General features: G+C 71.9%; 18 protein-coding genes. 8 read left to right on the top strand and 10 right to left on the bottom strand.

The genetic code is table 11. From position 1 onward, the window contains the following. Positions 1–113 precede the first annotated feature (113 nt). A complete protein-coding gene (locus tag ACIBQ1_RS41220) occupies positions 114–599 on the top strand; it encodes an RNA polymerase sigma factor (protein ID WP_397285970.1) in 486 nt (161 codons plus the stop codon). Next, positions 596–1546, top strand: coding sequence for a hypothetical protein (locus ACIBQ1_RS41215; protein ID WP_397285738.1), 951 nt, complete (start codon positions 596–598; stop codon positions 1544–1546). Before ACIBQ1_RS41220 ends, ACIBQ1_RS41215 begins: the two co-directional genes overlap by 4 nt. A 57-nt stretch (positions 1547–1603) precedes the next feature. Here ACIBQ1_RS41215 and ACIBQ1_RS41210 read toward each other — a convergent pair whose 3' ends face one another. Next, positions 1604–2539, bottom strand: a complete 936-nt coding sequence (locus tag ACIBQ1_RS41210; RefSeq protein ID WP_397285736.1) for an NADP-dependent oxidoreductase — start codon at positions 2537–2539, stop codon at positions 1604–1606. 213 nt (positions 2540–2752) lie between these two features. Here ACIBQ1_RS41210 and ACIBQ1_RS41205 point away from each other — a divergent pair, with 213 nt between their 5' ends. From ACIBQ1_RS41205 to ACIBQ1_RS41185, 5 genes are read left to right on the top strand one after another with little or no spacing between them, the layout of a single operon-like run. Continuing rightward, positions 2753–4321: an ABC transporter substrate-binding protein gene (locus tag ACIBQ1_RS41205; protein WP_397285734.1), complete on the top strand. Its 1569-nt coding sequence runs from the start codon at positions 2753–2755 to the stop codon at positions 4319–4321. A 15-nt stretch (positions 4322–4336) separates the two neighbouring features. Further along, complete coding sequence (locus ACIBQ1_RS41200) at positions 4337–5284, top strand: ABC transporter permease (protein ID WP_397285732.1); 948 nt, start codon at positions 4337–4339, stop codon at positions 5282–5284. 2 nt (positions 5285–5286) lie between these two features. Further along, entirely contained in the window at positions 5287–6156 is an 870-nt protein-coding gene (locus ACIBQ1_RS41195) for an ABC transporter permease (protein WP_397285730.1), read from the top strand. Next, positions 6153–8243 (top strand): dipeptide ABC transporter ATP-binding protein, encoded by a 2091-nt coding sequence (locus tag ACIBQ1_RS41190; protein WP_397285728.1) that lies wholly within the window; start codon positions 6153–6155, stop codon positions 8241–8243. The genes ACIBQ1_RS41195 and ACIBQ1_RS41190 overlap by 4 nt, the downstream gene beginning before the upstream one ends. Before the next feature lie 21 nt (positions 8244–8264). After that, positions 8265–9143: a sugar phosphate isomerase/epimerase family protein gene (locus ACIBQ1_RS41185; RefSeq protein WP_397285726.1), complete on the top strand. Its 879-nt coding sequence runs from the start codon at positions 8265–8267 to the stop codon at positions 9141–9143. 14 nt (positions 9144–9157) lie between these two features. On the opposite strand, the gene ACIBQ1_RS41180 is transcribed toward ACIBQ1_RS41185, so the two are convergent. Next, positions 9158–9955, bottom strand: coding sequence for an IclR family transcriptional regulator (locus ACIBQ1_RS41180; RefSeq protein WP_397285724.1), 798 nt, complete (start codon positions 9953–9955; stop codon positions 9158–9160). 110 nt (positions 9956–10065) lie between these two features. Here ACIBQ1_RS41180 and ACIBQ1_RS41175 point away from each other — a divergent pair, with 110 nt between their 5' ends. Next, positions 10066–10878, top strand: a complete 813-nt coding sequence (locus tag ACIBQ1_RS41175; RefSeq protein WP_397285722.1) for an alpha/beta fold hydrolase — start codon at positions 10066–10068, stop codon at positions 10876–10878. On the opposite strand, the gene ACIBQ1_RS41170 is transcribed toward ACIBQ1_RS41175, so the two are convergent. The 8 genes from ACIBQ1_RS41170 to ACIBQ1_RS41135 all read right to left on the bottom strand — a co-directional run bounded on the left by ACIBQ1_RS41170 (position 10879) and on the right by ACIBQ1_RS41135 (position 18124). After that, on the bottom strand, positions 10879–11703 hold the full coding sequence (locus tag ACIBQ1_RS41170) for an IclR family transcriptional regulator (RefSeq protein WP_397285720.1): 825 nt from the start codon (positions 11701–11703) through the stop codon (positions 10879–10881). Positions 11704–11773: 70 nt separating this feature from the next. Then, positions 11774–12748, bottom strand: a complete 975-nt coding sequence (locus ACIBQ1_RS41165) for an alcohol dehydrogenase catalytic domain-containing protein (protein WP_397285718.1) — start codon at positions 12746–12748, stop codon at positions 11774–11776. After that, positions 12745–13638 carry an alpha/beta fold hydrolase gene (locus tag ACIBQ1_RS41160; RefSeq protein ID WP_397285716.1) on the bottom strand — a complete coding sequence of 298 codons (894 nt, stop codon included), beginning with the start codon at positions 13636–13638 and terminating at the stop codon, positions 12745–12747. The genes ACIBQ1_RS41165 and ACIBQ1_RS41160 overlap by 4 nt, the downstream gene beginning before the upstream one ends. A gap of 13 nt (positions 13639–13651) precedes the next feature. Next, positions 13652–13777 carry a hypothetical protein gene (locus tag ACIBQ1_RS41155; RefSeq protein WP_355375430.1) on the bottom strand — a complete coding sequence of 42 codons (126 nt, stop codon included), beginning with the start codon at positions 13775–13777 and terminating at the stop codon, positions 13652–13654. Next, positions 13774–14622, bottom strand: coding sequence for an alpha/beta fold hydrolase (locus ACIBQ1_RS41150; RefSeq protein ID WP_397285714.1), 849 nt, complete (start codon positions 14620–14622; stop codon positions 13774–13776). The genes ACIBQ1_RS41155 and ACIBQ1_RS41150 overlap by 4 nt, the downstream gene beginning before the upstream one ends. 9 nt (positions 14623–14631) lie before the next feature. Next, a complete protein-coding gene (locus ACIBQ1_RS41145) occupies positions 14632–15948 on the bottom strand; it encodes a M20 family metallopeptidase (RefSeq protein WP_397285712.1) in 1317 nt (438 codons plus the stop codon). Further along, positions 15945–16883 carry a hypothetical protein gene (locus ACIBQ1_RS41140; protein ID WP_397285711.1) on the bottom strand — a complete coding sequence of 313 codons (939 nt, stop codon included), beginning with the start codon at positions 16881–16883 and terminating at the stop codon, positions 15945–15947. The genes ACIBQ1_RS41145 and ACIBQ1_RS41140 overlap by 4 nt, the downstream gene beginning before the upstream one ends. After that, a complete protein-coding gene (locus ACIBQ1_RS41135; protein ID WP_397285709.1) occupies positions 16883–18124 on the bottom strand; it encodes a Rieske 2Fe-2S domain-containing protein in 1242 nt (413 codons plus the stop codon). The genes ACIBQ1_RS41140 and ACIBQ1_RS41135 overlap by 1 nt, the downstream gene beginning before the upstream one ends. Positions 18125–18197 lie beyond the last annotated feature (73 nt).

Below are 18197 nucleotides of genomic sequence, written 5' to 3'. Positions count from 1 at the left end.
GAGACTAACAGATGTTACTTGCTAACACGTTGCCGCGCGGCGAAGGCCCCGTGCGCGAGATTCGGATGTGACCATGAGGCCGATGGCTTCGTCTGTGATGGTGTGAAGACAAAATCCCGTTCGCGGAGGACGCCATCGGCAGCGATATCGAGCAGCTCTATCGCGAGCACTGGCAGCTGGTCTGCGGATATCTCATGCGCCGCACCCGTGACCCGCATCTCGCCGAAGATCTCGCTCAGGAGACGTTCGTCAAGGCCACCCGTGCGATGCTCGGCTGGCGCGGCGAGTCCCCGGCCGCGTGGCTGCTCGCCATCGCCCGCAACGTCCTGCTCGACCATGCGCGACGCAGCCGGACCTCCCTCCCGCTGCCCTCTCCCGACGCCCTGGGCGTACCCGAGCTCATCCCGGACGCCGTCGAGGTCCGCGACGTGCTGGACCGTATGCCGGAGCGGCAGCGACAGCTGCTCACGCTTGTCTACTTCGACGGGTTCTCCCTGGGGGAGGTGGCCGCGATGACCGGCCGCTCCGTCTCGTCGGTCAAAACCGCCCTGTGGCGCGCCCGCTCGGCCTTCGCCGAAAGCTATGGAGGACACCGATGACCGAGCAGGAAGACATCCCCCCGATCCCGGGCTTCGATCCCGGCAGGACGAAGCGGGCCGTACGACGGGGTGTGCTGCGCACCGCCCTCACCGCCACCGTGATACTGATCGTCGGTGTGCTGCTGCTCAACCTGGGAGCCCAGTGGATCCAGCGGCGCGGCGACCGCGACGACCGCATGCTGGACGTGCTCGGCACGGCCTTTCGGGTCGCCAACCCCGGCTACCGCACCGATGTCATGAGATGCTGCGACACCACCGCGTTCTCGCTCTCCTTCACCTTGCGGATCACCCCGCTCCGGGCCGGGGGGTACTCCTCGCCGGACCAGTTCTCCGGCGGCGCCGTCTTCACCGTCAGCCAGAACCAGTTCGGGCGGGTCGACTGGCCCCCTCCGGGTTTCATCAAGGAGACGCCCCTGTTCACGGCGCTCGACTCCGTCGGCACGGACGCTCCTCCGAGCAAGGCGGACACCAAGAGGATCCTGGACCGGCTGCCCGAGTCGATGTACGCCCTGGCGGTGGTCGATTTCGCCAAGCCGTTGAAGGAAGGCGAGTTCTCCGCATTCGTCCAGCGGCACACAGCCGTTCCCCCGGAGACGGCGATCTACGACGGGCGGATCGGCGGGACCCCGATCAGCTGGCGCATGGACACCCAGCTGCCCGAGGCGCCGCAAGGCGACGCCCCGGAGCTCGCCCCCGCCGAACTGCCCCGGAACGGGCTGGCCGGGTTCCGTCACTGGGTCAGCGGCCTGCGCGACCATGACGCGGTCAACCTGGACAAGTTCGGACTCGGTCTGAAGCTGCTGCGCGAGTCGGCCACCGACGGCCTGGCGTACGCCTACGTCACCCAGCACACCCGCATCCGCGACCTTCGCACCCTGATCGACGACCCCCAGGTCCGCACGATCAGAGTGGCCGACGTCGCCTACGATCTCAGTGGTCTGGGCTGATCACGGGCGTCCTGGACCCGCGGCCGGCTTTCTCCCGGTGAGAAAGGACGAGACCGTTCAGGACGGCCGGGTGGTGACGTCGAGCACCACCTTGCCGGTGACGTGGCCGTCCTCCACGAGCGCGAGCGCGTCGGCGGCCGCGGCGAACGGGAACACCCGGCGCACGCACGGGTCCAGCTTCCCCGCGACCACGAGCTCGGCCAGGGCCGACAGCGTGCCCTGGCCCCCGACCCGCGAGAGCGGGCGCGCGCCGAAGCGCGCGGCGGTCTCCTCGCCGGCCACGGTGAGCACGCGCGTCCCGGCGGTGAGGACCCCGGCGACACCGTGGAGGGCGTCACCGCCGACCAGGTCCAGAACGGTGTCGGCGCCCTCGGGAAGGAGCTCCCGCAGCCGGTCCGCGACGCCGTCCTGATCGTAGGCGACCGCCGTGGCGCCCAGGGATTCGACGAACGCGCGCTTGGCCCCGCTCGCCGCGCCCACGACCCGGACCCCGTCCGTGGCCGCGAGCTGGGCCGCGACCGTGCCGACTCCCCCGCCCGCGCCCAAAATCAGCAGCGTCCGCCCGGCTGCCGGGGCCAGGGCGGCGAGCCCCTCGTAGGCGGTCCCCGCCGCGATCGGCAGCGCCGCCGCGTCGGTGAAGCTCAGCCCGTCCGGCATGCGGGCGGCCCGATCCGCCGGCAGCACCGCCAGCTCGGCGTACCCGCCGCTCCCGCCGACCGTGCTGCCGAAGACCGCGTCCCCGGCGGCGAGCCCGGCGACTCCCGGCCCGGTCCTGACCACGGTCCCGGCCACCTCGCGCCCGAGGATCGCGGGCAGGCTCAGCGGCAGGAAGGCGCGATGCATGCCGGCGCGGACCTTCCAGTCCACCGGGTTGACGCCGGCCGCGCGCACCTCGACGAGCACTTCGCCCTGGCGCGGCTCGGGCGCGGGAACGTCGAGGAACCGCTGGACGTCCGGACCGCCGTAGTCGATGAACCCGTAAGCGAGAGGCATGGTCAGGGACGCTACTTGCCGGGCCCCGACCGAGGTGAAGGGCTGTTCCGGTCAGCGAACCGGCGCGGGAGCCGCCCGAATTTTCCGGCTCTAGGGTGTGAGGCCACCACCTGAAGAACGGTGACTCCCGCGTCCGGCAACAATTCGGGCAATCAGTGCGATGCCCGACACCTCGTTACACCGCACGCCCCCAGAATGTCTCGAGGAGTACCAATGTCACTGACGAAGTCAGTCTGGCGCCGTCATCTCGCCGCAGGCGCGGCCGGCGCGGCGATGCTCGCCTCCGCCGCGTGCAGCGCCGCCAACCAGGGCGCCATCGGGAACTCCGCGAGCGCGAGCGCGGGCCCGGTGCGCGCCGGCGGCACCCTCATCGTCGCCCAGACGAGCGACGCCGACCCGGGCTCGTTCCTCAAGACCTCCTTCGGCAACATCGTGGCCGAGTACGCGGTCTTCGAGACGCTGACCCTCATTGACGGCAAGACCGGCCAGCCCAAGGGCGTCCTGGCCGAGTCGTGGACCCTGGCCCCCGACGGCAAGAGCCTGGACGTCAAGCTCCGCGACGACGTGACCTTCCACAGCGGCCGCAAGCTGACCGCGGACGACGTGATCTTCGCCATCCAGAAGGCCCAGGACCCGGCCACCGGCGCGGCCAACCAGTCGATCGCCGCCCAGATCTCCGACATGAAGACCAAGGGCGAGCACGAGCTGACGCTGACGTTCAAGCAGCCGCTGCCCAACATCTTCGACCTCTTCGAGACGATGCCGATCCTCAACAAGGACTCCTACGCCGACTACGCGTCGGGCACGAAGGTCGACGGCACCGGGCGCTTCACGTGGAAGTCGTGGACCCCCGGCGGCAAGCTCGTGCTCGGCAAGTACGCGGGCTACCGCGACGCGGCGGGCACCCAGCTCGACACGATCGAGATCAACCTGATCAAGGACCCGACGGCCATGGTCGCGGCCATCCGCAGCGGGCGCGTCCAGTACGGCGTCGGCATGGCGGCCCTGGACGCCAGGACCCTGAGCCAGCAGCCCGGCTTCTCCCTCGTGACGTCGGGCGGCGCGGCGATCCCGCTGGCGTTCGACGTGACCAAGCCGCCGTTCGACAACAAGGCCGTGCGCCAGGCGGTCCACTACGCGATCGACCGCGACCGCATCGTCCAGCAGGTCATGGGCGGCCAGGCCGACCCGACCAACGTGCCCTGGCGGACCTCCACGGTCGGCTACGACGCCGCCCAGGCCAAGCAGTACGCCTACCAGCCGGACAAGGCCAAGCAACTGCTGGCCGAGGCGGGGGTGAAGAACGTCTCGTTCGACGTGCTCACGCTGAACTCGCCCGAGGCCACCGGCGTCTTCCAGATCGTCAAGAACAACCTGGCGGCCGTGGGGCTGAACGCCAACCCGGTGGTCGTGCCCGTGGCCGACTACGACGCGCGGATCGCCAAGAAGGACATGGGCGCCCCTGCCTTCCTGATGCAGAACAGCAACGGCCTGTCCCCCGCGACCGCCGTCGTCAGCCGGCCGGAGCTGCTGGCGGACGGCAACGTCTCGCAGTTCAAGAGCCCCGAGTACACCAAGCTGGTCAAGTCGGTCACCAGCGCCAGCACCACGGAGGACCAGCAGAAGGCCCTGCGCGACTATGACGCCTACTTCATCGACCAGGCGTTCGTGCTCCCGCTGGTCACCCGCCCCACCCTCACCCTGCGCGCGAACTCCGTGAACGGCATCAAGTCCACCCAGATGGGCTTCCTCGACCTCAGCCAGGCCTGGCTGTCCAAGTAACCGGAGGCAGGACGAATGGTCCGGTTCCTGATACGCAAGCTCCCCTCGCTGGTGTTCGTGCTGCTCGCCAGCTCGATCGTCGCCTTCGCCCTGCCTCGGCTGGCGCCGGGCGACGTGGCGGTCACGCTCGCCGGGGCGGATCCGACCGCGGCCAACATCGCCGCGATCCGCCGGCAGCTCGGCCTCGACCGGCCTCTGGTGATCCAGTACGCGGACTGGCTGGCCGGGCTGCTCCAGGGCGACCTCGGACAGTCGTACCTGCTGCGCCGCAGCGTCGCGAGCCTTATCGGCGACCGGCTGGAGAGCACGGTCGAGCTGGCCGCCCTGGCCACGTTGCTGGTCATCGCGATCGGCACGGCCCTGGGCGTCGTGGTCGGCTCGGTCCGCAGCCGCTGGGCGCGGGCCGGCCTCGACCTGGTCAACAGCTTCTTCGTGGCCGTCCCGTCGTTCGTCACGGGGCTGGCGCTGATCCTCGTCTTCGGCGTGCTGAACCGCTGGCTGCCCGTCAGCGGCGAGGTCGCCTTCCTGGACGATCCGGTGATCGGCTTCCAGTTCCTGATCCTGCCGGCCATCGCGCTCGCGCTGCCGCCCGCGGCGGTCGTGGCCCGCCTGCTGCAGGCGGAGATGCTGGTCGCCAGGAACGAGGACTACGTGGACCTCGCGCTCAGCAAGGGAGCCTCGGGCACCCGGATCACGATCCGGCACGTGCTGCGCAACAGCGTGGGCACGGCCGTCGTCGCGGTGGGCCTGCAGGTCGGGAACCTGCTCGCCGGCGCGGTCATCATCGAGGCGATCTTCAACCGCAACGGCCTCGGCCAGCTCGCCGTCTCCAGCGTGCAGTCCCGCGACTTCACCGTGCTGCAGGTGCTGATCCTGGCCGTCGTCTTCGTGGCGGTGATCTGCCAGATCCTCACCGAGGTGATCCTGGCAGCACTCGACCCCCGGATCACGTTGGGAGCGTAGGCATGGCAGACATTCCACTCGAAGGGGGAATCCCGCGGGCGCACCGGCTGAACCCGACGCTGGCCCGCTACCTGTCGGCGTTGCGCACGCCGAAGGGCCTCATCGGGCTGTCGATCCTGGCCGTCATGAGCCTGGCCGCCCTGCTCGCCCCCGTGATCTTCCCCGGCGGGTACGACGAGCAGGGCCGGGACGCCCTGACCGGGATCTCGGCCGGGCACGTCTTCGGCGTGGACGAGTTCGGCCGCGACATCCTGGTCCGCAGCGTCTACGGCCTGCGCGTCGACCTCAGCCTGATCTTCACCGCGGTGCCGCTCAGCATGGCGATCGGGACCCTGCTCGGGCTGGCCGGCGCGCTGTCGGAGCACGTGGGCTCGGCGGTGCAGCGGCTGCTCGACGTGATCATCGGCTTCCCCGGCCTGATCCTGGGGATCTGCCTGGTGGCCATCCTGGGGCCGGGCTGGCCGGCGCTGTTCCTGACCATCCTGATCAGCGGGCTGCCCACCGCCGGGCGGCTGGCCCGCGGCGCCTGGCTGGCCCAGCAGAGCAGGGAGTACGTCCTCGCCGCCCGGGTGCTCGGCGTCTCCCGCGCGCAGCTCCTGGTCCGGCACGTCCTGCCGAACGCCATGGACTCGGCCGTCGTCAACGCGGCCGTGTGGATGGTCGTCGGCGTCTACATCGAGGCCGGGCTGAGCATCGTCGGCCTCGGCGTGCAGCCGCCGACGCCCTCGCTCGGCGTGCTCCTGAACAACGGGCTGCGGTTCGTCACGCAGTCCCCCACCTACATCGTCGGCCCCGCCCTCCTGCTGCTTCTGCTGGCGGTGGGCTTCAGCCTGGTGTCCGACGCGCTCAACGAGGCGGTGAACCGTCGGTGACCTCCACCGAATCCCTGGCCCCCGTGACGGCCAAGGACGTGCCGCTGCTGCGGGTCGAAGGCCTGCGCACCGAGTTCCGTCTGAGGAACGGCGGCGTCAAGGCCGTCAACGACGTCAGCTTCGACATCTACCCGGGCGACGTGCTCGGCATCGTCGGCGAGTCCGGCTCGGGCAAGTCGGTGACGGCGCGCTCCATCATGCGCATGCTGCGCCCGCCGGGCGAGGTCGTGGCCGGCTCCGTACGGCTCGGCGGGGAGGACCTGCTCGCCCTGCCCGAACGCGAGATGCGGCGCCGCCGCGGCAGCAAGGTCGCGATGGTCTTCCAGGACCCGCAGGCCGCGCTCAACCCCGTCATGAAGGTGGGCGACCAGATCGCCGAGGCCATGACTCTGCACGGCGCCGACCGGCAGACCGCGCGCAGGCGCGCGGCCGAACTGCTCGACCAGGTCGGCATCCCCGACGTGCAGACGAAGATCGACCATTACCCGCACCAGTTCTCCGGAGGCATGCGCCAGCGGGTCGTCATCGCGATCGCGCTGGCCAACGACCCCGCGCTGCTGATCGCGGACGAGCCCACGACCGCTCTCGACGTGACCATCCAGGCGCAGATCCTGCGCCTGCTCGCCCGGCTGCGCACCGAGCTCGGCATCGCCATCGCGATCATCACCCACGACATGGGGGTCGTGGCCGAGCTCTGCACCGACGTCGTCGTCATGTACGGGGGCCGCACGGTCGAGAAGGGCACCGTCGAGCAGGTGTTCGAGCATCCGCGGCACCCGTACACCGCGGCGCTGCTGGCGGCGATGCCCCGGCTCGACGACGACCGGATCGGCCGGCCGCTGCCCGCGATCCCGGGAGCGCCGCCCGACCCGGCCGCGCCGCCCCCCGGCTGCCCCTTCGCCCCCCGGTGCCGTTTCACCGAGGACGCCTGCGAGCACGAGCCGCCGGAGCTGCTCCAGATCGGCTCCGACGGGCAGGCGGCGGCCTGCTTCGTCGCGCAGCGCGCGACCACGGACCTCTCGGTCCACGACCCCGGCCCCGAGCCGCCCACCGCCGACGTCCCCGAGCCCCAGACTGCCCCGGACGCCACGACGCCCGTCCTCGAAGTGCGTGACCTGCGGATCGACGTCGGGTCCCGGCGGCGCGGGCTGTTCCACCGCGAGCCGCCCGTGTACGCGGTCGACTCGGTGAGCCTGTCGGTGCACGCCGGGCGTACGCTCGGGCTGGTGGGCGAGAGCGGCTGCGGAAAGTCGACGCTGTCGCGGAGCATCGTCGGGATCAACCGGGTCGCGGGCGGGTCGGTGCTCGTCGACGGCGCCGACGTGAGCACGATGGGCCAGGCGGATCTGGGACGGGTCCGGTCCTCGGTGCAGTACCTGTTCCAGGACCCGTACGCGTCGCTGAACCCGCGCCGCACCATCAGGCAGTCGCTGGCCGAGGCGCTCGCGTTCAGAGGCATCGCCGGGCGGGAGCGCGAGGAGGCGGCGCGGTCCCTGATGACGCAGGTCGGGCTGCGCGCGGAGCACCTCGACCGCTACCCCCACGCGTTCTCGGGCGGCCAGCGCCAGCGGATCGGCATCGCCCGCGCGCTGGCCAGGCAGCCGCGCGCGCTCATCCTGGACGAACCCGTCTCCGCCCTGGACATGTCGATCCAGGCGCAGATCATCAACCTGCTGGAGAAGCTGCAGCAGGAGCTCGGGCTCGGCTACCTGTTCATCGCCCACGACCTGTCGGTCGTGCGCCACCTCAGCGACACCGTCGCGGTGATGTATCTCGGCCGGATCGTGGAGCACGGCGAGGCCGCCGACGTCTACGCCAACCCGCAGCACCCCTACACCGCCGCCCTGCTGTCGTCCTCACCCGTCCCGTCGGTCTCAGCGCGCACGCGCGAGCGCATCGTCCTCCCGGGCGATCTGCCCAGCCCCGCGAACCCGCCGTCAGGCTGCCGGTTCCGCACCAGGTGCCCGATCGGGCCGCTGGTCAACCCGGACCGGACGATCTGCACGGAGATCGACCCCCAGCTCGCCCCCACGGCCACCGGCCAGCGGGCCGCCTGCCACTTCGCCGGCGAGCTCGCCCAGAAATAGCCGGAAAAGAGAGGAATCTGAATGACCGCGAAGATCGCGCTCAACCCGATCCAGTGGATGGCCAGCGCCGACGGCTGGCTGGACCCGTCGCTGGCCCCCGCTCCGAAGGAGCTGCTGACCCGGATCAAGGAGGCCGGCTTCGACCACGTGATGTCCGACCTGCCCGCCGGCTTCGGCGTCGAGGAGTACCGGGCGCTGCTGGACGAGGTCGGCCTGTCGCTCGCGCCCGGCTACTTCCCCTGCCGCTCGGACGGCAGGGACGGCAACGAGGCCACGGTCGTGGCCGCCGCCGCCGAGGTCGCCCGCACGCAGGCCCAGCTCGGTCTGACCGAGATCGGCCTGGGCATGGGCATGGGCAAGGAGGCGCCGCGCGTCCTGAACCCCGCGCGGGCACACGACGCCGACCCCTCGCGCGTCGAGGCGGTGACCGAGCTGATCGGGAAGATCTGCGACGCCATGGTCGCCGAGGGCGTCCGGCCGTGCCTGCACCCGCACGTCGGCACGTGGGTCGAGTCCGAGGAGGAGGGCCGGGCGGTGCTCGAAGCCCTGCCGGCGGCCCGGCTCGGCTTCCTGCCCGACACGGGGCACCTGGCCTGGGCGGGCGCCGACGTCGCCCGGCTCGTCGCGGACTACGCGGACCGGATCCCGTTCGTGCACGTGAAGGACTGCCGGCTCAGCGTCGCCGCGGAAGGCCGCGAGAAGGGGTGGGACTACCGGCAGACCGTGCTCGCGGGGCTCTGGGTCGAGCCCGGCCGCGGCGAGCTCGACCTGACCGGCATCATCGGCAACCTGCCCGACGCGTTCGACGGATGGCTGATGGTGGAGGTCGACCGGCCCGACATCGCCGACCCGTACGAGAGCGCGCAGGCGTCGGCCCGCTGGATGCGCGGCGCGTTCTGACCCTGGATTGATCGTCAGCGCTCCCGTTCGACGGCGCGGGAGATGCCGTCGGCCGCCGCGAGCAGTCCGGGCACCAGCCGCCTGGCCCCCAGGCGGGACAGCGGTGCGGCGGCCGACACCGACGCGAGGACCGTTCCATCGGCCCCCATGACGGGCACGGCGATGCTGCCGAACCCCAGCAGGACCTCCTGCCGCTCGACGGCGTGACCCCGTTCCCTGACGACCGCGAGCTGGTGCCGCAGCTCCTCCACGGACGCGACCGAGCGCGGCGTCAGGCGCGGCAGGCCGGTCCGCGCGAGGCGGCGGAGCCGTTCTTCGAGGTCGGGGAGGTTCGCGAGCAGGGCCTTGCCCGTCGCCGTGCACGACGCGGGCAGGCGCCCGCCCACCCGGGAGTGCGTGTTCACGTTCGCCTCCCCGGCGACCTTCTCCACGTACAGCACGTGGCCGCCGTCGAGGACCGCCAGGTGGATGGTCGCCCTGGTGGCGGCGAACAGGTCGGTGAGGAGGGGACGGGCCACGCGGCGCAGCACGGCGGAGATCGGCACCCGCTGGCCCAGCTCGAACATGCGCACGCCGAGCTGGTAGGAGTCCCCCTTGCGCTCCAGTAACCCCCATTGCACCAGCTCCTGCGCGAGCCGGTACGCCGACGCCTTCGGCACCCCCGACCGCCGGCTGAGCTCGGTGAGCCGGAGCTGGACCGCCCCCGACTCGAACGCCCCGAAGATCAACTGGGCCTTGCCGAGGACCGAATTGGGGTATTCCTCATCGTCGTCGGGGGCGGCCGGCGCCGCCACGAACCCCTGTGAGGACATCGGAACTCCCCTCGCGACCACTTTCCATTTGTCCCATGAATAGTGCAGAAAGTCTGAAATGTATAGGTTTCGCCGGGCGGGCCGATGTAAAGATCAGGTGACGAACCGGCATGAGGGAGGACCTCGTGGACATGCGCTTCGGGTACGCCGACTCGCCTTTCGGCCAGATCCACTACGCCGAGCAGGGCACGGGCGAGCCCCTGCTGCTCCTGCATCAGACCCCCAGGTCGTGGGACGAGTTCCGCGAGCTGATCCCGCTGCTGGCGCCGCACCGGCGCGTGCTGGCCATGGACATGATCGGCTTCGGGGCCAGCGCGAAGCCTCCGGCGCCCCACACGATCGAGCTGTTCGCGGCCGGCGCCCTGGCGCTGATGGACGGCCTCGGCATCGAGCGCGCCGACGTGCTCGGCCACCACACCGGCGGAGCGGTGGCCGTCGAGCTGGCGGCGTCCGCGCCGGAGCGGGTGGGCCTGCTGGTCCTGTCGTCGGCGCCGTGGACCGACGCCCGCTACCGCGCGTCCCACGCCGGCGGCCCGGGGGTGGACGAGGCGGAGGCGTCCCCGGAGGGGGACCATCTGGTCAAGCTGTGGCGGCTGCGGCAGCCGTACTATCCCGAACCGGTCTCCGGGCTGCTCGACCGGTTCGTCCGCGACGCCCTCGCGCCGGGCGTCGATCCGGCGGAAGGCCACCGGGCGTGCGCGCGCTACGTCATGGAGGACAGGATCGGCCTGGTGACGGCGCCCGTGCTGCTGCTGGCCGGCACCGCGGACCCGTTCGCGCTGCCGAACCTGGCCCCGCTCCGGGAGCGTCTCACCGGGGCGGCGAGCGTGACGTCGGCGGTCATCGAGGGCGGCACGATCCCGCTCATGGAGCACAAACCCGCCGAGGTCGCCGCGGCCGTGGCGGCGTTCCTGACGGCCTGATCAGGTCCGGCCGCCGTCGGCGGCCATGATCGACTTCGTGATGCGCCTGCTCACCATGCTGAGCAGGCCCACGTACTTGTTGACGTCGGCGCGGAAGGTCGGGGCCGTCACCGACAGCGCCGCGACCATGGTCCCGGTGGCCCCGGTGAGCGGGATGGCCACGCTGAGGTAGCCGACCCGGGTCTGCTCCCGCTCGACGGCGTACCCGGCCTTCCTGGCCTGCTGGATCTCCTGGGCGAGCAGTCTCGGCGCGGTGACCGTGCGCGGCGTCACGCGGGCCAGCGGGGTGGCCACGACGTCGCCGAAGAGGGCCGCCGGGCCGAACGCCAGCAGGGCCTTGCCGGTCGCCGTGCAGTGCAGCGGCATGCGCCCGGCGATGCGGGACGGCCGGGACACCTGGCCGTGGCCGGAGACCTTCTCCAGGTAGATGACCTCCAGCCCGTCCAGCACCGCCAGGTGGATGGTCTCCCCCGTCGCCTGGTAGAGGTCCTCCATGAACGGCCGGGCCGCCTCCCGCAGGATCCGCTGGCGCGGCACGCGCTGCCCGATCTCGAACAGGCGCATGCCCAGCCAGTATTCGGACCCGCGCCGCTCCAGCAGGCCCCACTGCAGCAGCTCCTGGGCCAGCCGGTGGACCGACGCCTTGGCGACGCCGGTGCGGCGGACGATCTCGGACAGGCCCAGGCTCTCGTCGTCCGGGCCGAAGGCCTCCAGGATCAGCCGCACCTTGCCCAGTACGCTGTTCGCCGCCGCGTCGTGCTCAGGTGAAGGGACGATGGCCAGGGGCTGGACGTCATGTGGCGTCGGGGAGTGCATAAGAGCCATTGGCCGATAATCGGGCCCATGCCCGTTCCGGACAACGGCACCGTCTCACTGAGCGGAACAGGCCCGGCGGCTACCCGAACGTGACGACCGCCCGCCCGCGCACCCTGCCGGCGCGCAGCGACTCCAGGGCCTCGGCGATCTCGGACAGGTCGAACCGCTCGACCTCCACGCCGAGCTCCCCTGAGGCCAGGCGGCCGACCAGCGACGGGGCCACCTCGCGCGCCCGGCGCTCGTGCCGGACCATGTTCACGGGCAGCAGCGCCACGTCGTCGAGCAGCCACGACGGCAGATCCACCGTCACCGACGCGCCCAGCACGTAACCGATGACGACGGCCCGGCCGCCGGGGCGGACCCAGCGCGTCCGCTCGACCAGGCCGGCGCCTCCGAGCGTGTCGACCAGCAGGGACGCCGAGCGCGCCGAGGCCAGCTCCGCGACCGCCGCGGCGTCGTCGGCCGCCACCGCGCGCACCCCCTCGGGCACCCGATCGAGCTGATCGGACCGCCCGACCAGCCCGGTCACGGTGGCCCCGGCCAGCCGCGCCTGCTGGGCGACCATCGCGCCGACCGCGCCGGCGGCTCCCGCCACGACGACCTCCTCCCCCGGTTCCAGGCGGGCGATGTCGTGCAGGGCGACGTACGCCGTCGTGGCCGGGACGAAGAAGGACGCGGCGACCTCATGGGGCAGCGGCGCGGCCAGCGGGCTGACGGCCTTGGGGCTGACGCTGACCCGTTCGGTCCAGCAGCCGTCGCGCAGCAGCCCCAGCCCGCCCCCGCGAAGGAGCACCTGCGTGCCGGGGGCCAAGCCGCCGGCGGCGTCGTCGGCGGCGTCGTCGGCGGCCAGGACCACCCCGCTGGCCTCGACCCCGCCCACGTACGGGAGGGCGGGCTTCATCGCGAAGGACCCGGTGGCGACGGTCAGGTCCAGATGGTTCAGCGCCGCCGCCTTGACCTCGACCAGCACCCTTCCCGGCTCGTACGCGGGCTCGGGGACGTCCTCCACGACAGGGGACGCGCCCCAGTCGTGGAACCGCGCCGCGCGCGTCACCGGCCCGACACCCGGCCGACGAATCGGCCCGAGAAGCCCGCCGCCGAGCTCTTGGCCAGGAAGGACAGGCTGAGCGGGTTGTAGCGGTCGGCCTGCTCGTGCTGGGGCCAGTGGCCGCACTCCTCGAACAGCTCCAGCTGCGAGCCCGCGATGGCCTCGTGCATGGCGGTCGCCTCCGGAACGTCGCCGAACGGGTTCTTGCGCCCCCAGACGATCAGCGTCGGCTGGGAGATCCGGGCCAGGTCGCCGGGGCGCAGGATGTTGCGCTGCCGGGTCTCCATGTCCTGCAGGCAGAGCAGGTTGTCGACGCCCGCCACGAACGCGGGCTCGTGGTAGATGGCGTGGCGCACCTCCACCAGCTCCTCGGTGGCGTCGGCCGGGTCGGCCATCAGCAGCCTCAGCCGCTTGCGGGTGAGCTCCACGTCGTCGCTGAGCACGGCCTCGCGCGTGCTCGTCCTGATGCGCTCCATGACCTGCGGGTTGGCGACGGTTCCGCCCGCGCAGAGCAGTTGCAGGCTCGCCACGCGGTCGGGGTGGTCGATCGCGGCGCGCCCGCCGACCCAGCCGCCCAGCGACTCCCCCACGATGTGCGCGCGCTCGATGCCCACCGCGTCGAAGTACGCCAGCAGGTGCTCGACATAGCGCGGGATCTCATACGGATAGTCCGGCTTGCCGGTGTAGCCGTGGCCCAGCATGTCGATGGCGTGGCACTCGTACCCCTCCGCGTGGGCGGCCAGGTTGCGGGTGAACGCCTCAAGGTGCCCGCTGGTCCCGTGCAGGAACACCACGGGCTCGCCCGATCCGGCCCGCAGGCTGCGCGTCGGCACTCCCCCGGCGTCCACGTACGAGACGCTCAGGCTCAACGGGCTCAACTCGGTCCATATGGTCATCGTCACGTCACCTTCAGCGATCGAGAGAGGGTTTGTCCTGGTTGATGCGGTGCACCTGGGTGTTGCTCCGGGCCGCGAGCAGGCGGGCCAGGAGCACGGCCAGCACGACGGCGGGCACGGCGATCAGCAGTTTCCTCATCCGCCTACCCCCGTCAGGAACCCGGTGACCACCGCGTGGTACGCCTCGGGGCGCTCCTCCTGGAGGTGGTGTCCCGCGTGGTCCATGACGTACAGGTTGCCCCGGGGCACCATGCGCGCGAGCATGAGCGGATAGTCGGGCGTCAGGAAGGCGTCCTGCATGCCCCACATGAACAGCGCCGGCGCCTGGATCTCGGCCAGCTCCGCGGTGAGGTCCTGCCATTCGCCGCGCGGCGAGTCGGACATCGCGGCCAGCGCCCGCTCCTCGGGGTCCAGGCTCTGCTCGTAGCGCAGATCCAGCGTGGACTCGGGCAGGCGGTCGCCGTCGTACCACTCCAGCCGGGTGATGAGGTCGCGCATCTTCTCCCGCGTGGGCCCCTCGCCGCCGTAGTAGACGTCCCGCGCGTTGCGGCCGCGGCGGGCGCCCTCGGGCAGGGGCGCGAGCGGGCCGTAGAAGACCGGCATGCTGCCGGTGATCACCAGCGAGCGCACCCGGTCGGGGTGGCGCGCGGCCAGGCACAGCGCGATGGTGCCGCCCCAGGAGTTGCAGACGAAGTCGGCCCGGTCCACGCCCAGCGCGTCCATGAGCGCGACGGTCCTGGCCGCGTGGAAGTCCCACATCGGGCCGGTGATGACGCACTTCTCGGACTTGCCGTACTGCAGGATGTCGACGATCAGGCAGCGGCGGTCGGCGGCGAACAGCGGCGCCACCGGGCCGAAGTCGCTCCATCCGGTGCAGCCGGGGCCGCCGCCGTGCAGGAAGATCGTGTCCGGTCCCGACCCCAGGTCGAGGTAGTGGTACTTGACGCCGTCGGCGTCGGCGTACGAACCGTTGGGCGGTTCCATGTCGCCTCCTCAGTCGTTGGTCTCGTCGATCTCGGCGCGCGGGCGCGTGACGGTGTCGGCCGCCACCCGCAGGAGCACCTCGCACAGGCGGCGCATGGCTCTGACGTCGACGGTGTTCATGCCGAGGGCGAAGTCGACGTCGACGCCTTCCGGCGCGACCTTCGGCATGCCCACGCGGGCGGTCGGGATGCCGCGCGCCCGCAGGATGTTGGCGTCGGTGGCGCCGCTGTTGCCGTCGACGGGCTCGTGCGGGCGCCCGTTCACGCGCTCCCAGGCGCGGATCGCGCTGCGCACCACCCAGCTGTCCGGCGGCGTGCGCGTGCCGGGGATGGCCAGCGCCATCTCGACCGTGAGCTCCGTGCCCAGCTCCGCCGACACCTGCCGGACGTACGCCGCCAGCTCGCGCTTGGCCTCCAGCGGGGTCGTGCCGGGCGCGATGCGCAGGTCGAGCCGGATGCGGCAGGCCGCGGGCGTGACCGCGAGCATGCGCTCCCAGCCGCCCGCGATCGACCCGACGATCCCCTGGGGGGCGGCCGTCGCGGTGCGGTGCCGCTCGGGATAGTCCGCCAGCCACCGCTCCAGCCGCATCACCACCTCGGCCGCCGTCACGATCGGGTTCCGGTACGGCAGGCGGTGCCGGCTCCCCGCGTACGTGTGGGTCCCCGGGACGACGATCTCGAACCAGCACAGGCCGACCTCGTCGTGCGCGACGAAGTCCCCCGGCTTGGCGATCACCGCGTGGTCGGGGTGCCAGCCGCGTTCGAGCAGGAACGAGCAGCCGACGCCGTGCCCCGTGTTCGCCCGGCCCCTGCCGTCGGTGGCGCCGTCGATCGCGTTGGTGGGCATGCCGCCCGCCCCGAAGGCCACCAGCAGGTCGCCGGCCGGCCGCGGGCGCAGGGCGGCCAGGGCCTCGCCCACGACCAGGACGCACGCGGCGTGGCCCTTGGGGTTGCTCGCGCCGAGGCCGCTGACGTAGGGCCCCTCGCACCGGGCCTCGGCCCGCATGTCGGGGCGCAGCCCGGGGCCGATCCAGGGCACGTCCAGGTCCGGGTCGCCGGTGGTCAGGGTGTCGATCGGGGCGTACAGCATGAGGTCGGCGCCGGTGCCGTCGCCCTTCAGCCGGCCGACCGCGTTGGCCTGGCCGTCGTCGATGCGCTGCGCCCGCGCCTCCAGGCCGGCGGCGGCGAGCCGGTCGGCCAGCCACCGGGCCAGCGGCGCCTCGCCGCCCGTGGGGCTGGCGATGGAGGTGACGTCCACCACCGCCGCGCGCAGCCGGTCCTCGGTGATCGAGGCGAGGGCCTTGCTTACCAGCTCGTCGCCGTTCACGATGACGGCTCGATGACGGCGACTCCCATGCCGGTCAGCCACTCGGGCATCGGCTCGTAGGCCAGCGTCCGTCCGGGAGCGAAGCCCAGCGCCGCCGCCATGGTCAGCCACGACCGCAGCTCCTGGCCGCCGTTGCCGGCCGCCTCCTCGATCTCCGCGGTGGACAGGCCGGCGTAGCGCTCCAGTTCGCCCCGCTCCAGCGCGGCCAGGAACTCCCCGTCGAACTCGGGGAAGATGGTCGGCCGCGCGGCGGTGATGATCTGCCGCCGGCGCGCGTCGTAGCGCTCCCAGTCGCCCCGGCCCTCCCGCCAGGCCTCCACCAGGAACTCCTCGTCGGCCCCCTGGGGGTCCTGCCAGCGGCTCGGCCACGGCAACCGGTGCGAGAGCCCGCCCGAGGCGATGACCGCCACCCGCAGCCCGTCCGGCAGCGCCGCCACCGCCGCGGCGAGGTTGCGCCCCAGCTCGACGCAGCGCCGCATCAGCGGCAGCGGCGTGGCGAACACGTTCACCACCAGCGGGATCACGGGCACGTCGAGGTCGCGCAGCAGGTACTGGATGGCGTGGCTCTGGCCGTGGTCGATCTGCAGCTTCGCCGAGATCGCCACCTCGGTGCCCGCCGCCACGAGGGATTCCGCGACGGCCTGGGCGACGGCGGGGCTGGTGCGCTGGGGGCCCGACGGCGTGCCGGACTCGCCGGACGCGACGACCTCGTCCACGCCGAGGGTGAAGGCGGGGATCAGGTCCAGCCAGAAGCCGCGGAAGTGGTTGGACCCGATGACGACCGCCACGTCGGGGCGGGCCGCGGCGAGGGCGTCGCGGGCCGCGCCCAGCGCGTCGCGGAAGCGTTCCGCGCGGTCCTTGTGCTCGACCTGGTCCCAGTGGGTGTTCATGAGCGTCGAGTGGGACGCGCCCACGCCCAGGACGATCCGGCCCATCAGTCGAGGTCCCTGGTGATCTTGAGGCGTTCGACGCGTTCCTCCGTGACCTCCTCGGCCAGCTTGCGCCACTGCAGGAGCGAGTCGTCGGGGCGGTAGAGCCGCTCCGGCGGCGCGTCGGTCACCTCGACCATCCACTTGTCCTGGCCGGAGAACTGGCCGTGGAAGAGCCAGCGGACGGCGCCGAGGTATTTGGCGTAGAAGGGCAGCGTCCTGATGCCCTTCTCGAAGTTGGCCATCACCCCGACATAGAGATGGTTGTCCGCGTCGACCGGGACGTAGAACTCGTAGTGGATGAAGGTCGGGTAGACGATGCGCAGCACGCCCGGCATGCTGACCGAGGCGAACCCGGGGAACTCCTCGGCTGCGATGGCCGGGTTCACCTTGCGGTGGCTGCCCGTGTTGCCGATGTTGGCGACCTGCTTGGGCGGCTTGAGCTTGTACCACGCCTGGTTGCTCCACGGGCCGAGGCCGGGGAAGTCGGCGTCCCAGTGCTGGGCGTCCTGCACCCGGTAGATCCACCGACCGCGGCGCACGATCCGGGTCTCGTTCCAGACCGGCATGGCCTTGAACAGCCGCCACAGCGCGGTGCGGTGCAGGTATTTCGCGTGCCCCTCGTCGTAGCCGTTCTCGCAGGCGAAGCGCCAGTTGCCCTCGCGGGCCTGGATGCGCGCGCCGATCACGGCGGGGTTGTCGCGCAGCTCCTCGGGGAGCTGGTCGTCGATGGGCGGGGCGTCCTCGCCGTCGCCCACGAAGATCCACACCATGCCGAGGCGCTCCTCGGCCTCGTACGTCGGCTGCGTCACCTTGCCGCAGATCGGCGACTGCGGCCCGTCGGTGATCACCGCCTTGAGCGCGCCGGTCTCCAGGTCGAACGTCCAGCCGTGGTACGGGCAGGAGATCGTCCCGGGGAACTGCTGGTTGCCGTAGCTCAGCGGCACGCCGCGATGCGGGCAGCGGTCCTTGAGCGCGTAGACCTTCCCTTTGTTGCGGACTCGGCAACGTCCAGAGTCGTCCCTGATGACGGCGATGCGCTCCCCGAGCAGGGTGATCGCCTTCGGCTTCCCGGTGATGTGCGAGGAGAACGCCACCGGATACCAGTAGCCGCGGAACCCGCTGGCCGCCGCCTGGTAATGGGGCCAGCTCGACCAGTCCTGCCGTCCCGGCAGCCGGCCCCGACGCGACGGCCGGCGCCTGGCGTCACCCCCGGTCGCAGCCGGCGTACCCGCCTCCGCACTCATTCTCGCCTCCGCTTCCATGGCTTGTCGGCGGCTCCTGATGCGCCGCGACAGGCAGTTCACCATCCGCGGGGCC

The organism is Nonomuraea sp. NPDC050153 (assembly GCF_044460125.1).
Lineage (GTDB): Bacteria > Actinomycetota > Actinomycetes > Streptosporangiales > Streptosporangiaceae > Nonomuraea.
Note: the sequence above shows the minus strand (reverse complement) of the source record. Positions and strands in the feature narration are given on the sequence as shown.